The organism is Paenibacillus oryziterrae, from assembly GCF_042610485.1.
In the GTDB taxonomy this organism is placed as follows: domain Bacteria; phylum Bacillota; class Bacilli; order Paenibacillales; family Paenibacillaceae; genus Paenibacillus_AQ.
Genome location: NZ_JBGJZO010000008.1, coordinates 90,643 through 105,216, shown reverse-complemented (window position 1 = coordinate 105,216; position 14,574 = coordinate 90,643). Strand labels below are relative to the sequence as shown.

Annotated in this window: 11 protein-coding genes and 1 riboswitch; of the genes, 4 read left to right on the top strand and 7 right to left on the bottom strand. The window is 48.8% G+C overall.

The window, feature by feature from the left end; all coding sequences use genetic code 11:
• Window positions 1-256: 256 nt before the first annotated feature.
• Window positions 257-1,405 carry a polysaccharide deacetylase family protein gene (locus ACAN55_RS11250; RefSeq protein ID WP_379132196.1) on the bottom strand — a complete coding sequence of 383 codons (1,149 nt, stop codon included), beginning with the start codon at window positions 1,403-1,405 and terminating at the stop codon, window positions 257-259.
• Window positions 1,406-1,845: 440 nt separating this feature from the next.
• On the opposite strand from ACAN55_RS11250, the gene qoxA reads away from it, so the two are divergent.
• From qoxA to qoxD, 4 genes are read left to right on the top strand one after another with little or no spacing between them, the layout of a single operon-like run.
• Complete coding sequence (gene qoxA, locus ACAN55_RS11245; RefSeq protein ID WP_379132193.1) at window positions 1,846-2,871, top strand: cytochrome aa3 quinol oxidase subunit II; 1,026 nt, start codon at window positions 1,846-1,848, stop codon at window positions 2,869-2,871.
• 39 nt (window positions 2,872-2,910) lie between these two features.
• Window positions 2,911-4,854, top strand: a complete 1,944-nt coding sequence (qoxB, locus tag ACAN55_RS11240; RefSeq protein WP_379132190.1) for a cytochrome aa3 quinol oxidase subunit I — start codon at window positions 2,911-2,913, stop codon at window positions 4,852-4,854.
• The gene (gene qoxC / locus ACAN55_RS11235; RefSeq protein WP_379132188.1) at window positions 4,851-5,447 is read left to right on the top strand and encodes a cytochrome aa3 quinol oxidase subunit III; all 597 of its coding nucleotides are present in this window, start codon (window positions 4,851-4,853) and stop codon (window positions 5,445-5,447) included. The genes qoxB and qoxC overlap by 4 nt, the downstream gene beginning before the upstream one ends.
• Before the next feature lies 1 nt (window position 5,448).
• Window positions 5,449-5,742 carry a cytochrome aa3 quinol oxidase subunit IV gene (qoxD, locus tag ACAN55_RS11230; RefSeq protein ID WP_379132186.1) on the top strand — a complete coding sequence of 98 codons (294 nt, stop codon included), beginning with the start codon at window positions 5,449-5,451 and terminating at the stop codon, window positions 5,740-5,742.
• A gap of 284 nt (window positions 5,743-6,026) precedes the next feature.
• Here qoxD and ACAN55_RS11225 read toward each other — a convergent pair whose 3' ends face one another.
• The 6 genes from ACAN55_RS11225 to ACAN55_RS11200 all read right to left on the bottom strand — a co-directional run bounded on the left by ACAN55_RS11225 (window position 6,027) and on the right by ACAN55_RS11200 (window position 14,080).
• Window positions 6,027-7,733, bottom strand: coding sequence for a methyl-accepting chemotaxis protein (locus ACAN55_RS11225; RefSeq protein ID WP_379132182.1), 1,707 nt, complete (start codon window positions 7,731-7,733; stop codon window positions 6,027-6,029).
• Window positions 7,734-7,840: 107 nt separating this feature from the next.
• On the bottom strand, window positions 7,841-8,530 hold the full coding sequence (locus ACAN55_RS11220) for an ECF transporter S component (protein WP_379132179.1): 690 nt from the start codon (window positions 8,528-8,530) through the stop codon (window positions 7,841-7,843).
• Window positions 8,527-10,170, bottom strand: a complete 1,644-nt coding sequence (locus ACAN55_RS11215) for an ABC transporter ATP-binding protein (RefSeq protein WP_379132175.1) — start codon at window positions 10,168-10,170, stop codon at window positions 8,527-8,529. The genes ACAN55_RS11220 and ACAN55_RS11215 overlap by 4 nt, the downstream gene beginning before the upstream one ends.
• Window positions 10,086-11,033, bottom strand: a complete 948-nt coding sequence (locus ACAN55_RS11210; RefSeq protein ID WP_379132171.1) for an energy-coupling factor transporter transmembrane component T — start codon at window positions 11,031-11,033, stop codon at window positions 10,086-10,088. Before ACAN55_RS11210 ends, ACAN55_RS11215 begins: the two co-directional genes overlap by 85 nt.
• Window positions 11,030-11,845 (bottom strand): DUF4430 domain-containing protein, encoded by an 816-nt coding sequence (locus ACAN55_RS11205; RefSeq protein ID WP_379132168.1) that lies wholly within the window; start codon window positions 11,843-11,845, stop codon window positions 11,030-11,032. The genes ACAN55_RS11210 and ACAN55_RS11205 overlap by 4 nt, the downstream gene beginning before the upstream one ends.
• Before the next feature lie 117 nt (window positions 11,846-11,962).
• Entirely contained in the window at window positions 11,963-14,080 is a 2,118-nt protein-coding gene (locus ACAN55_RS11200) for an S-layer homology domain-containing protein (RefSeq protein ID WP_379132165.1), read from the bottom strand.
• 251 nt (window positions 14,081-14,331) lie between these two features.
• Window positions 14,332-14,526, bottom strand: a riboswitch (cobalamin riboswitch).
• Window positions 14,527-14,574 lie beyond the last annotated feature (48 nt).

The window sequence follows — 14,574 nt, the reverse complement described above, 5'->3', positions numbered from 1 at the left end:
ATTGTCCTTGGTATTGCTCCATTCCCGTATACCAGGGTGTCGATTTATGTCATCAAAGGTCGAAGCTTGTTATATTTTATCTTTTTTCCAACAAGGTGTAAAGGAAATGAATTCCTTGTCTCAACGGATATTTTGAGCGATCCCAAAACTTTTTGTAAGCTCTTTCATTTTTATATGTAAAGGTGCAAATTCCATAGTTACCTGCCCGTATACCAGCAAAAAAATAGACCACAGGGTATCTGCGGCCTCCGGGCTATCATCGTTCATCTTTCCAAAAATTCAGCGGATTCATATCTTTCGAAATGATCTGAAATTGATAACCTTCTTTATTCAACGTCTCCAGAATTAACGGCAACACCTTTAGGGTCGTCTTTTGGTCATGCATCAGAATAACCGGGTTAACCTTATTCTTCTGCAGTTTGTAGATTTGATTCATAACATTACTATAAATCTTGTTGCTATCCTCTTTGTACTTCCAATCGAGTGAATCTACATTCCAGTCCCACAGCGCATATCCTTGAAGCAGCACCTTATCTCTGAATATTTTTGTGAAATAGGGTTTACTCCCGTAGGGTGTCCGTATCAGCGTGGTGTGTATCCCGGTCAGTTTGTTAAGAATAACGTTGTCACCATCCATTTCAGCAAGCGCTGCAGACGGAGAAGCGTAGAATTTCTCTTTACGATGTGATATGCCATGAAGTCCCATTCCATCTTGCTCACGGACCATCCGTTTAACCTCGTTTGGATATTTGGTCATATTAGGGCCTAGCATAAAGAAAGTCGCCTTGGCATGATATTCGGATAATATATCAAGCAATTGCCCGGTGGTTGCAGTGGGTCCGTCATCGAAGGTTAGGTATACGGTTTTACCCGGAGGTATTAAGGCTCCTGTATCCTTCGTCACGGGGGGATTGGCAGGACTCTGGACCGGCTTCAATTCATCCTTGAACTGAGCAGCAAACGTATCATCGTCCCACTGAGCAGAAGCATCTGAAACTCTAAGTACATATTGAACAGGTTTATAGGAAACCGTATATCCAAGGTATCCTGCCACTTTGATTGGAATCATCAGTTTACCGTCTCTTTGAAAAAGATCGAGTTGAACTTCAAGCCCTGTTGGAGTAATACTGCTCCCTTGTTCCGGTTTTAATGCTAGCAGCATATGTCCGCTCGATCCTTGAACATCAATGCCGTCTGCCTGACCTGTTAAGGTCCAGGTCAATTCCTGGGCAAGATCCCGAAGCGGCACATAATAACTCCCTTTAACCGGAATGGCTTCGATCTCAGTAAGCTGGTCATTAACTCCCAGTCGCAAAGACGGCGCACCTTCTGCGGTCGCCTCACGGGCAAGCACTACACTTATGATTAATGCACAGAACAATAGCCAAACCTTTTTTCCGCCCATTGGATGAAATCCCCAATCTATGATTTATGCTTCTAATTTATCATAGATCGGGACATTGGAATTTGAGAGATTGTAACCAAGTGTGAAAATCCTGTTACTATCTGCAAAAAATGCCGCCACAATCATAAATAAAGCGCTTTAATCGGCCTTAAAAAGAGCAAATAAATGTGACAATATGAGTAACATTTATATAATTTTGAACAAAACATGAACAAATAAAAATGTCCACAAAACAGCGCCGCTACAGTGATTTAAATCACATCATTGATTAGTCGTAACAATTTGAACACACATATTTAACGCAATTGCCATTTTTAAGGATATTATTAGGAAGTATAGCCAGATTATGTCTTTTGCATTAAGCGTAAGGAATTCTTAGTATAGATATAGATCAATGTTTCCGGAAGCGGGAAACAATAATGGAAGGAAGGAGTTCACACATGAACAAAAAAGGGACATTATCTGCTTTTTTTCTTAGCCTAGTCCTGCTCTTGCCAGGTTGCAGTTCTCTTACTGTCCTGAATCCCAAGGGCCCGGCCGCCCGCACTTTATCCGATACAATCATCCTGTCTATTCTGGTGATGCTCGGTGTCCTTGCGGTTGTCTACATCTTATATATCTTTGTTCTTGTGAAATACCGGGCAAAGAAAAGCAACGAAGATTACATCCCTCCACATGAGGAAGGAAACAAGTGGCTGGAAGCAACATGGATTACGATTCCTATTATTATCGTAGCCTTTCTCTCTTTCATAACGGTCAAGACGACCGGTGCTGTGGAAAATGTTGCAGCGGAATACAAAGATCAGAAGCCAATGGTTATCTATGCCGCCTCCTCCAACTGGAAATGGCATTTCAGTTACCCTGAAGAAGGGATTGAAACCGTCAACTACGTTAATTTCCCAGTGAACCGCGCCGTAGAATTCAGATTATATTCCTTCGGGACAATTACTAGCTTCTGGATTCCGCAGCTGGGCGGACAGAAATACGCAATGAGTGACATGCTCACTACACTTCACCTATCTGCTGATACCGTAGGCTCTTATATCGGTAAGAACTCGAACTTCAGTGGAAAAGGCTTCGCTCACATGGAATTCGAAGCGCTTGTCATGAGCGACAAAGAATATACCGATTGGGTGAAAGAGGTTAAGGAAACCGCACCAGAACTGACCGAGGACAAATTCAAAGGGCTGCTTGCCGCTGATATTCTCGGACGGGAAACCTATTCCTCCACCCACTTGTCCTTTAGTCCTCCTCCAATGGAACACAGCGAGATGGATATGGACATGGACCATGACGGGATGGACATGGATATGGACAACGGAAGCATGGAGCATCAGGACAACAAGGAGATTCATCCTTCTCCTGAACCTTCGAGCGAAACGGAGTTTAATGGTGAGCCTAACCCGGAAGTCGAAGAGCCGCTGCCAAGCTCTCCTGTTGAAGAGCATACTCACAAGAGCAACTAATCTGTTGCCTGATCGAACACCCTGAAAGGAGCCATCCTAATGGATTTGGAAAAATTTAAGGTTCACGGCGAACCCTTGATATATGGAGCCATGGTCAGTATTGCTCTGGCCACCATCGGGATTATCGTTGGATTGACCTACTTCAAGAAATGGGGTTATCTGTGGCGTGAATGGCTGACCACGGTTGACCACAAACGCATTGGGGTCATGTATATCCTCGCAGCGCTGCTTATGCTGTTCCGCGGCGGTATTGACGCGATGATGATGCGGTTGCAGACCGCTGCTCCTGAAATGAAGTTTCTCGATGCACAGCACTATAATGAGGTATTCACCACCCATGGTTTGATCATGATCCTCTTTATGGCGATGCCCTTTATTATCGGACTAATGAACGTAATTGTACCGCTGCAAATCGGCGCACGTGACGTGGCTTTTCCCCGTCTGAACGCCGTCAGCTTCTGGCTCTTCTTCTTCGGCGCCATGCTGCTCAATATCTCGTTTGTCATCGGCGGCTCTCCGGATGCCGGATGGTCTGCCTACTTCCCGCTGGCGAGTCTGGAATTCAGTCCGACAGTCGGTAATAACTATTACTCCCTGGCCCTGCAGATTTCCGGTATCGGAACACTGATCACAGGCGTCAACTTCATCGTAACGATCCTGAAGATGCGCGCACCGGGCATGAAGCTGATGAAGATGCCGATGTTCACCTGGTCCGTGCTGATTACTAACGTTATTATCGTCTTTGCATTCCCTGTGCTTACCGTAGCGCTTGCCCTGATGATGTTCGACCGGATATTCGGGGCCCAATTCTTTACGATGGCTAACGGCGGTATGGATATGCTCTGGGCGAATCTGTTCTGGGTATGGGGACATCCTGAAGTATATATCGTTATCCTGCCGGCCTTCGGTATCTATAGCGAAATTATTGCCACCTTCTCCAAGAAGAACCTGTACGGCTACACCTCTATGGTGTTCAGTATGCTGATTATCTCGCTCTTGTCCTTCCTGGTATGGGCTCACCATTTCTATACGATGGGTCAAGGCGCAATGGTCAACAGCTTCTTCTCCATTACAACCATGGCGATTGCTGTCCCGACAGGGGTCAAAATATTCAACTGGCTGTTCACCCTGCGTAAAGGGCGGATAACCTTCACAACACCTATGCTCTACACCCTGGCCTTTATTCCGATCTTTACGATCGGCGGGGTAACCGGCGTTATGCTGGCCATGGCCAGCGCCGATTACCAGTACCACAACACGATGTTCCTTGTAGCGCATTTCCACTACGTGCTTATTCCCGGTGCTGTATTCGCCGTTATTGCAGGCTTCCATTACTGGTTCCCTAAAGTATTCGGCTTCCGCCTGAATGAGCGTCTAGGCAAACACGCCTTCTGGTGGATCGTAGTATCCTTTAACGTCACTTTCTTCCCGCTGTTCTTCCTGGGACTGATGGGGATGACACGCCGGATGTACACCTACTCCGAAGAGACCGGCTTTGGTCCGCTTAACATGCTGTCCTTCGCTGGGGCAATCGGCCTTTCCATCGGATTTGTTATCCTGGTTTACAATATTTACTGGAGTACCCGGTACATGCCGCGAGACACCACTGGCGATCCATGGGATGGACGTACGCTGGAATGGGCAACGAACAGCCCGATCCCTGCTTACAACTTCGCTGTGGTTCCCAAAGTGCAGACCCGCGATGCATTCTGGTCCGCCAAACATGAGAACCTGCCTCTATACGAAGAGGAGATTACCAAGATTCATATGCCAAGCAACACGGGCAAACCGTTTATCCTGGGTGTGATCTTCTTCGTCTTCGGCTTCTCTCTCGTGTTCAGCTTATGGATTCCGGCGATTGTCTCTGGCCTCGGCATTCTTATTGTGCTCGCGACCATGTCCTTTGACCGGGATCACGGGTTCTATATTCCGGCTGAAGAAGTTATTGCTACAGAAAAGAAACTGCGGGGTGAGACTGTATGAAAATAGATGCGTCCAAGCCGTTGGAATATTCAACAGAAGAGAACAGCAACAAAATTTTTGGCTTCTGGATCTTCCTGGGGGCGGAAATCGCCCTCTTCGCCACATTGTTCACCGTTTACTTTGTTATGGTGACCCGCTTCGCCAGCGGTCCAAGCGGAGCAGAGCTTTTTGAAATCAATCCGGTATTGATCGAAACCTTCCTTCTGCTTACCAGTTCGTTCACGATCGGGCTCGCTGTTCATGCGATGCGTCATGGTTACAAAAAAGCGATGATGGTCTTTATGGGCGCTACCCTGCTCATGGGTCTCGGCTTCTTGGGCATTGAGATCACGGAATTTGTAACTTACGTTAATGAAGGTGCAACCCTTCAAACGAGCGGATTCCTGTCCAGTCTCTTCGTGCTTCTCGGAACGCATGGTGCTCACGTCACCTTCGGTTTCCTCTGGGGAACCGGTATTATGATCCAGCTATGGCGTCAAGGGATTAACCCGGCTACGGCCAATAAATCCTTTATCTTCTCGCTGTACTGGCACTTCCTGGACGTTGTCTGGATATTCATCTTCAGCTTCGTCTACCTGAAAGGACTGATGTGACATGATGAAGCAATTGTTTCCGATTCGCCATGTGATGGGTTATCTGGCCTCTCTGGTCCTTTCAGCCGCTGCGCTTGTCGTGATCTACGGTGATCTGTCACAAGGTTCCAATATGGCCGTCCTGCTGATCACAGCCCTTATCCAGGCCTCCCTGCAGCTGTTCGTCTTCATGCACATCGGGGAGAATGCAGAGACCAAGAAAGAGCTCTATATCAATATCGCTTATGCACTGTTCGTCGGACTGGTAACGATATTCGGTACCCTGTTCATCTTTGTGTGGGGCTGGTATTACTAAGTTAAGAATTCTAAATAAAAAGGTGCTATACGTAACTTCGGTGAATGTTTGGAATTCCGGCCGCTGTTGTCTCCAGATTTCTTGAATTGAACCGCTTCTCGCGGTTGAAATCCGGAGACAAAGGCGGTCGCTACCGCTCCTACATTTCCAAAATTCCCCTTCGATACTTGCACTTTTTATGATCTTCATAACTTTAATCTGTATAGTTGCAAAAGAAGCCTGCCCTCGATTATGGGGCAGGCTTCTTCTTTTGGTTTAAAAAGATGTCAATTATGCTCCGAATCTTATAACTTGAACCGGGCCAGACTCTTCTGCAGTTCTTCTGCCAAGGTGGCGAGGTACTGGGCAGAGCCTGTCATTTCTTCCATGGCAGACAGTTGCTCCTGGCTGGCAGCGCTAGTATCCTGCACACCTTCAGCCCCCGCATTTGAAATCTCGCTGACCTGCTTCATGGCTTCTGTCACACCTTTAGACTCCTGGGAGATATGTTCAATGGCCGTGCGGATCTCCTCTGTCTGTAGCTCAGCGTCCTTAATGGAGGTTTGAATCTCTCCAAAAGCCTTTGAAACCAGCTGGCTTTGGGCAACGCCGTCAGACACCAGTCGTGAACCATGTGCCATCGATTCGAGGGCGCTTTCTGTTTGTCCTTGAATGCGGGTAATGAGATCTGTGATTTGCAGCGAGCTTTTTCCTGTAACTTCTGAAAGCTTGCGGATTTCCCCGGCAACCACAGCAAATCCCCGTCCTTGCTCACCCGCTCTGGCCGCTTCTATGGAGGCGTTCAAAGACAGCAGATTGGTCTGTGTGGCAATTCCATTTATGGTAGACGTAATCGTATTAATCTCTTCGGACAAAGCGGCAAGATTGCCGACAATCACCTGAATTCCGGACACACTAGTGTCAATCTCCTTCATCTGGCCGATGATCTCGCTTACGGCTTCCGCCCCATGGTCCGTAGTTCTGGACACTACAGACATAAGATTAGACATTTCATGGCTGCTACGGTCTGCAGAGGATATATCATCTGACATCGCTTGCACGGCCTCTGAAGTACGGGCGATATTGACAATCTGCTCTTCAAATCCGGAGGCAATTTCACCCGAAGTCTCAGCAATCATCTGGGATGCCGACTTGGTCTGTTCAGCGCTTGCACTCATCTCCTGCGAGGAAGCCGACAGCATTTCAGCACTTTCTGAAATACTGAGCATCATCGTTCGCAGGCTGGCAAGCATAGTATTAAAGGAGCGGTTGATTACACCAATCTCGTCCTTGGAGTTATAGGCTGCTATAACCGTCAGGTCGCCTTCCTCTGCTCTAAGCATTAGGGCTCGCAGCTCTTTCAGAGGTTTGGTAATCAATCTTGTAATAAGGACACTTAGTCCCACGCACAGCACCCACACCACTGAAATGATGATATAGCTTAGGTTCTTGAAATGCTTCGCATCTGCAACACTCTCTGCGTTAAAAGTCTTAGCATTGTCGAGGAGCAATTGCGTCACTTCCTTCAGAAGACCGATCATCTTCTCACGGGATGCGTTAAATGATCCGGAGAATAAAGCGTATGCTTCCTCTTTCTGGTTGTTCTTTCCAAGCTCAATAATCTGCTGGCGCTGTGCCCGGTAGTCCGGAAGATTCGCTGCATATTCATTGATCTTAGCAATCAGTTTAGGATCATTATATGGAATCTGCTTTAACTGGCTAAGCAAATCATTATTCTGCTTAATTTTTTCATTGATATCATCATTAAACTGGACTGCTGCCGCAGCATCCTTGGACAGAAGTTGTTCCAGCAGGAAGGATTCGATCGCGCGGTTATTCGTACGCATTTGGCTAACATAAGAGACCGGCAGCAAATTTTCCTGATATGTCTCCTTCGAACGTTGTTCCATCTTCCCCGTAGTTGAGATCCCCATAACACCGATTCCAATGATCATAACTATTACTGTAATCACTAACACCATCATTTTTTGACTTACTTTTAAATGCTTCACTATATTCCAGCCCCCCGATTATCTCTCTATATATTTATCGGTCATTACGGGCCAATCATTGATGGAAATTGCTAGGTGGTAGTGTGTGAATTTCAGGAATATGAGCATTATTTATGCTGCAGCAGACCATATTTTCTTCGGAATCTCTCTAAGACCTTAATCCAGCTTCCTGCCAGAATGGACAGAAATATCACGTTGGACACGGCATGTGCCAGGTCAAAATAAAAGCTGGATGCATACGTGGCAGCGACAAGCCCCCAACTTAAAGCGTCCGGCAGACTGATGAGCATCCACAGGTTCATGATCCATCCGAACAGAAATCCCCAGATGAAGCCGAACACCAGCAGCCCCGTCCTCTTCCGGAACCAGCGTGTATTTCTAAATAACCCCGCCGTTAGCCCGACCATTCCCCAGGCGAACATTTGCCAAGGCGTCCAGGGACCCTGCCCGAAATAAAGGTTAGAAACCAGCGCGGCTACCGCCCCGATCATAAATCCCGCCTCAGCACCAAACACATAAGCCGATAAGATAACAATAGCAGACACCGGTTTAACACTAGGCAATGCGGCAAAAGGAATACGGCTCACAGCAGCTACAGCGGACAATACAGCGAGCAATACAAGCTCACGGGACTCTATGGGGCGGCGCTCCAGTCTCACGAATAGCGGTAACAGCGACAATACCAGCAGCACCAAACTCAGCAGAAGATAATGGCGGTCCTGCAGTGCAGAGGTTAGAGCCAAAACAGCTATAAACAGTATTGAGGCTATGACAACCGGTAATTTGTAACGTGTCATGGCTTCACGTCCTCCAGAGTCAGTGCTTGCGGAATCCAGTCCCGGACAATACGGTTCACAGCCGTAGTATAGAAATAATTGGCACTGAAAAATACCTCAGGTGGCCCCTCGGCAGTAATGCTGCCGTCAAACAGCATCGCGCAGCGCGTAGCATACTTTGCCGCAAATTCCACGTCATGCGTGACCAGCACTACGGTTGTTCCTTCTTCAATGAATCGGTACAACAGCGCAGCAAGTCTATCCTTGGCTGAAGGATCCAGACCTTTGGTTGGCTCATCCAGCAGCAGGATACCGGGGGCTGGCAGCAGTACCATGGCTAGTGCCAGTTTCTGCTGCTGTCCGCCGCTAATATCCAGCGGATGGCTTCCACGGACATCTTCCAGCCCGAACTGAGACAGCATTCTTGAGATTTCCTGCTCCGCCTTAGGTTCCGTCATACCGGCGTACCTTGCCATATGGAGGAGTTCTTCCTCTACCGTATCATGGCTGAAATACAGCAGCGGATTCTGGGCCAGATATCCGGCAGTCATTCCTTTATCCGCTTTAATCCGCCCGCGCTGCGGTTTCAACAATCCTCCCAGCAGCTGCAGCAATGTAGATTTACCCGCTCCATTGCCGCCAACGACGGCCAGCAATTCATTCCTGTACAACGCAAGCGACAGCTTTTTCAACACTTCGGGTGCGTCTTTTACATAGCGGAAGCTAACCTCAGAGCATTCCAGAACGGAAGGCCGGGAACCTCTTTGAACTTCGTTGTGAGGTATTGAATGACGTTCTATAGATGGATGAAGCAGCTCTTGTCTCCCACGTAACCAGGTTTTCCCCTCCCTAACGGTCAAAGGAACTACGGCATTCAAACTATCGTTCATAGGGTCTAGCGCCAGAAAGAGCCGGGAAGCAGTGGGAAGATAGGAGAAAATCGAAGATTCCCGCTCCTGTCCGGTCAGACGTACGATATCTCCAGGTGATCCGTCCGCCTTCAGTTGCCCCTGCTCCAGCAGCAATACGCGGTCCGCCAGGGGAAACACCTCTTCAAGCCTGTGCTCGCTAATCATAATCGTCATCGACAGCTCTTCATTTAGCTGACGCAAAGTATGTATAAACTCACGGGCCGCAACAGGGTCAAGCTGGGATGTAGGTTCATCGAGCAGGAGCAGCTTGGGCCGCAGCAGCAGCACGGAAGCAAGATTAAGCAGCTGCTTTTGTCCGCCAGATAACTCATGAACCGCCTTATGCAATAAGGGTTCGAGTCCGAATCTTCCAGAAATTTCAGCCAATCTGCTTCTCATGACCACCTGAGAATAACCCAGATTCTCCATGGAGAAGGCTAACTCATGCCATACGGTATCCATCACAATCTGCGCTTCTGGGTTCTGGAATACCATACCTATGTTCGCCGCGGCCTTCTCTTCCGGTAAATCTTGAAATGGTTGCCCTTTGTACCACAGATTTCCGCTACGGGCTCCTACGGGTGCCAGCTCACGTTTGAGGTGCCGCAGGAGCGTGGTTTTGCCGCATCCGGACGGGCCGCAGAGCACAACAAACTCGCCTTCGTTTATAGTGAACGAAAGATCGTGGAGGGAATCTCTTCCCCCATCAGGGTAGCGGAAGGATAATCCTTCTGCCCGTATGATCTCCATAACCACATCTCCTTTCCTTCCAGAATTATGGGGATAACGAGAAAAAGGCATAAACAGCCGTGCATTACCCAATCTTCCCAATGAAAGACCGGCGTCTTAAGACGGGGATAGATCTCCATCATTCCATATCCCACGAGGCTGAACAGGACTATAGCTAAACCGCTGACTCCCATCAGTGCGAGGGCCATCACATCCTGCCGATCTATTGTATAGATACCATAAACGCTGCGCTTTCGAACCCCATAACCTCTTGCTTTCATAGAGTCTGCAGTCTGCAGGGCTTCCTCCAGCGACCAGGTCAAGAGCACCTTGAGCAGTGTCATTCCATCGGCCATCCGCTGCCGCAGCTTGCCTGTGCTAATACTGATGCCTCTGGTCTGCTGGATGATGCTGATTTGTCGCAGACGCCTCTGGAACAATGGCACAAAGCGGATCGCCATGAGGATAAGCAGTGCGCTTTTGGGAGCCAGCCTGCCGAATAAATACATGAATTTATCTGCGGATACATTGTGATTATAGGATGTGAACACAAACATAATCGTCAGCAGCACAAGCATCATCATCAGTCCGTAGAGAACCGCTTCCAATGTGACGGGCTGATCGAGAAAATAAAACAGAATATGCGAGCCCCTATGTGAGAATAAAGGATTCCACACCGCAACCGAGCCCGCAATCAGCAGATAAAAGGGAAGCCCGGACAAGAGTCTTCTCCCCTCGCCCTGCATGAGCAGTAAGACAAGTACACCGGCCAGCTCTGTGAACAGAAATAGCGGATGAAACAAAAGCGCCGTAAAGAGCAGCAAGCCTGCATAATATACGAAGGTTACCGACGGATGCATAGACTGGAAACCGCTCCTGCTCATGGCCCTTTGGCTCCAATATCTTGACCAAGGTCCAGCGTGTAGAGCCATTCTATTTGGTCTCCGGGGTTCACGGGATACGCACCGGCACCTATATCAGGGAATTCTCCATTCACCTTGTACATCCAACCGCTCTCTGCCCCTTTGTCATACTCATACAAGTTATCAATTCCGACAATGTAAGCCAGCGGTCCGGCTCCCTGAAACTCCATTTGGATTTTATTCTTGCGGGTGACCCGTTTCAAAATATCGATCACATTGTCCCCCTTCTTCACTTCGACTTCAGAAGGAGCCAGAATAACACCGGAATCGCTGTCACCAGTGATTGTCAGAGTCGCCATATTGGTCTTCATGCTTTCGGCTGTTGCTGGAGGAGAAGATGGCCTTTCAGGCTTGGATGTGGCTGAAGGCTGAGCCGAAGCCGATGGCGCAGAGGTTGCCGGCTTCGTAGAACTCTGAGCTGCTGAAGCGGGGGCAGATGCTTCTGCTCCTGATGCTTTTGCTGCTTCTGCCGCTTGCGTTGAAGGCTCTGAGCCTACCGAGGCTGGGCTTGAAGGCATTGCCGAAGAGCCTTGCGCAGGCGAACTCACAACAGAACCTGAAGCCGCTTCCCCTGCATCCTGCTGCTGGTCAGAAGCGGGATCACTAACTGTACCGGTCTCCGCCGTATTGGATGCTGATTCAATTTGCTGCTGATTCAGGCGGTTATTGCCGTCCGCCTCTTCCGGATCGTTGGAAGAACAACCTGCAGCGAGTACCGCTGCAAGCACTACTGCGAGAGGCAGCCTCAGCCAATATACAATCCTTTTGGACATATAAATTCACACCTCCTGAAAACGGGAAAGGAACGGGGCGGCAAGTGCCTCCCGTTCCGTAACTATTTACTGTTCAATTACTTTTATACAAGTCCAGCTTCCAATTATGCCGGTTAATTATTTAACTTCAGCCAGTCTTACAGCCACAACCGCAGCCATCTCTCTTGTAACTGCTGTTGCCGGGTCGAAGCTGCCCTTAAAGCCGCTCATAAACCCTTGATCCGTAACGGTATTTACCGAAGCCAGCGCATAACTGCTGATCTGATCTTTATCCTTGAACTGCGCCTTCGGAGCAGAAGCAGTCAGGTTAAAAGCCCGGTCGATCATTACAGCCATATCCTGGCGGGTGATATGACCGTTCGGATTAAACTTGGAGGCCGTTACTCCTTCAAGAATACCGAGTTCCTTCGCCTTCAGCACAGCTCCATAATACCATGCTCCTGCTTTTACGTCGCTGAACGGGGAAGCTTCCGCAGCTGCAGCTGGAGCATTGCCCGTCAATCTAAGCAGCAAGGCCGCAAATTGCGCCCGGGTAATATACTCTTTCGGAGCAAAAGCAAAACCTGTGCTGCTTACCCCGTCCATAATTCCCTGTTTAACCGCGGTTTGAACGGCAACTGTCGCCCATGAAGAGATTAATTTCTGATCCGCAAACACGGGTGATACCAATACACGCTGTGTATACCGCGCTACGCTTGGACTTTTACCTTTACTGTAGCCGGTAACAGTCAGAGAATAGACCCCGCCCTTAACGCCGGCAGTAAATGCAGCTGTTCCATATACGTCTGAAGTGACACTTTGCGCACCCATTTGAACCTTAACCTGGGCTGCCGGAGTAACAACTGCCTTGCCGGTCTCCCAGTCCAGCATTGATTTCTGCACCTTCACTGTAAACGGCTTGCCGGCTGCCAGCTGAGCCGGTGTAACTGTGACGGAATCCACCAGCTGTGTTCCGGTGTCACCATAATACACGGTCAGCTGATCCCCGGACTCCAGAACAAACTCTCCCATCCCTACAGCAGGGAAAATCCATTCTCCCTGGCGGGACACGGCATAATTCCAGCCATCATAGCCGCCGTACAGACCTCCTTTAACACCTTGAATCCCTGATACATAATCACCGTAAGCACTGCTGGTCAGCTCAAGCGTAATTTTCTTGTCTGCTTTCAGCTTCTTTAATGCGTCCAGCGCATTTGCGGATGTTACATCGCCTTCAGCCAGAAGGCCCTGTGGACCTTCAATCACAACGGAAACCTGAACTTCAAGCGGCTGCTTCACCGGCTGCGGGAATGCATAAAACCGGCCTTCGCCTTTAACAAACAGCTGATAAGCCACGAGAGCCTGCAAAGCCTGCTCGGTTGCCAAAGCGTTGTACCCACCCGATAACGTGTGGGCAAATCCGCCATCTGTAGTACGGAAGCTAAGCAGACGATCCATCAGCTGATGACTGTCCTTCGTAAATTTCTGGCCGGCAGGATCCACGTTATTTGAGGTCAGCGCGATAATCGCCTGAGCGACACTCTCGCTGCTCTCCCCGTACCCGCCATGATTCTGCTGCTTATTGGACAGCCAGGAAACTGCACGGTCCACAGCGGCCTTCACTTCAGCTTTATCGAGGTGCGCAGACAAGGCTGTAAGTGTCATCGCCGTTACATCCGGATCACTGTCCCCAGTGGAGAGCGTAAAGCCGCCATCCGTGTTTTGTTTGGAGAGAATATGGCTCACCAGCTTATCTTGATTCCACTGTCCGGCGGCAGGCACGCTATAATGGCCTGAATCCAGTGCGAGCAGACTGTAGATCACTCCGTTAAGACCTTGATTGGTCATTCTGCTGTTATTGTAGATTTTCTCTACAAGATTATACCCGGCCAGATTTGTGGCATCGATGCCGGCTGCTGTTGCGGCGAGCACTCTGCGTGCGTAATCCGTAACATTGGTATATGTGCCTTTTTGAGTCTTCACTTCATTCTGCAGTCCGGTCAGGTAGCTATCCGGAAGAACGCTGCCGCTACGAACCAGAGCAATGGCCTGCCAGTCCGATTGAATTCCACGGCTTAGAACCGCCTGCTTGGCTGCAGTAAGAGCCTCTGCTGCTCCCGTTACTGAAACTGCTGTTGTGGTCTGCTCAGCGGCGGATACTCTGCCGGAAGGCACCAAGGAAGTACCGAGAACTGAAACGACCAGAAGCAATGCCATACTTAACATGAAATGTTTGAAAGATAAGATGCGTTTCATTATTTACCTCTTTTCTAATAGGTTTTTGAGAGCGGGGAAAAGGTTTTTGAGGGCCTTGAAAATAGTTTTGAGGGCCGTAAAAGCGGATGTCGTGCATCTAAGATGACGGCGACCGTCTTTTGGAAAATAAAAAAACCGCCCCTGACGGGCGGTCTCATATACTCATTGCGGGGCCAGACATGCTTCAGGCTTCAAGCCCGGACACGAAAGACCTATAACGCATGCTTCTGATTCTTACCCCCCGAAGAAAAGAAGCTGTCACCAAAAAGGCAGGTTTCCTGGCTTATGCCTCATCACTTCCCTTCGCCTTCCCGTTCCTTTAAGAAACAGTGGCCTATGAAGAGTTGCTCCGCATTTACAGTGGCGGGACCGCGCCGGATTGTGGACCGGACTTCCCTTTTAAGCAGACCCTGCTGGGGGCCCGCACCTCTTTTGATAAATATATATAATTTTAATATCCATAATGATAACTAGTAATCTCCCCTATGTCTATA

What these genes read in the sequence shown, in the direction of transcription:
- ACAN55_RS11250 (WP_379132196.1), bottom strand. Translation starts at nt 1,405, where the DNA reads ATGGGCGGAAAAAAGGTTTGGCTATTGTTCTGTGCATTAATCATAAGT.
- qoxA (WP_379132193.1), top strand. Translation starts at nt 1,846, where the DNA reads ATGAACAAAAAAGGGACATTATCTGCTTTTTTTCTTAGCCTAGTCCTG.
- qoxB (WP_379132190.1), top strand. Translation starts at nt 2,911, where the DNA reads ATGGATTTGGAAAAATTTAAGGTTCACGGCGAACCCTTGATATATGGA.
- qoxC (WP_379132188.1), top strand. Translation starts at nt 4,851, where the DNA reads ATGAAAATAGATGCGTCCAAGCCGTTGGAATATTCAACAGAAGAGAAC.
- qoxD (WP_379132186.1), top strand. Translation starts at nt 5,449, where the DNA reads ATGATGAAGCAATTGTTTCCGATTCGCCATGTGATGGGTTATCTGGCC.
- ACAN55_RS11220 (WP_379132179.1), bottom strand. Translation starts at nt 8,530, where the DNA reads ATGACACGTTACAAATTACCGGTTGTCATAGCCTCAATACTGTTTATA.
- ACAN55_RS11215 (WP_379132175.1), bottom strand. Translation starts at nt 10,170, where the DNA reads ATGGAGATCATACGGGCAGAAGGATTATCCTTCCGCTACCCTGATGGG.
- ACAN55_RS11210 (WP_379132171.1), bottom strand. Translation starts at nt 11,033, where the DNA reads ATGAGCAGGAGCGGTTTCCAGTCTATGCATCCGTCGGTAACCTTCGTA.
- ACAN55_RS11205 (WP_379132168.1), bottom strand. Translation starts at nt 11,845, where the DNA reads ATGTCCAAAAGGATTGTATATTGGCTGAGGCTGCCTCTCGCAGTAGTG.
- ACAN55_RS11200 (WP_379132165.1), bottom strand. Translation starts at nt 14,080, where the DNA reads ATGAAACGCATCTTATCTTTCAAACATTTCATGTTAAGTATGGCATTG.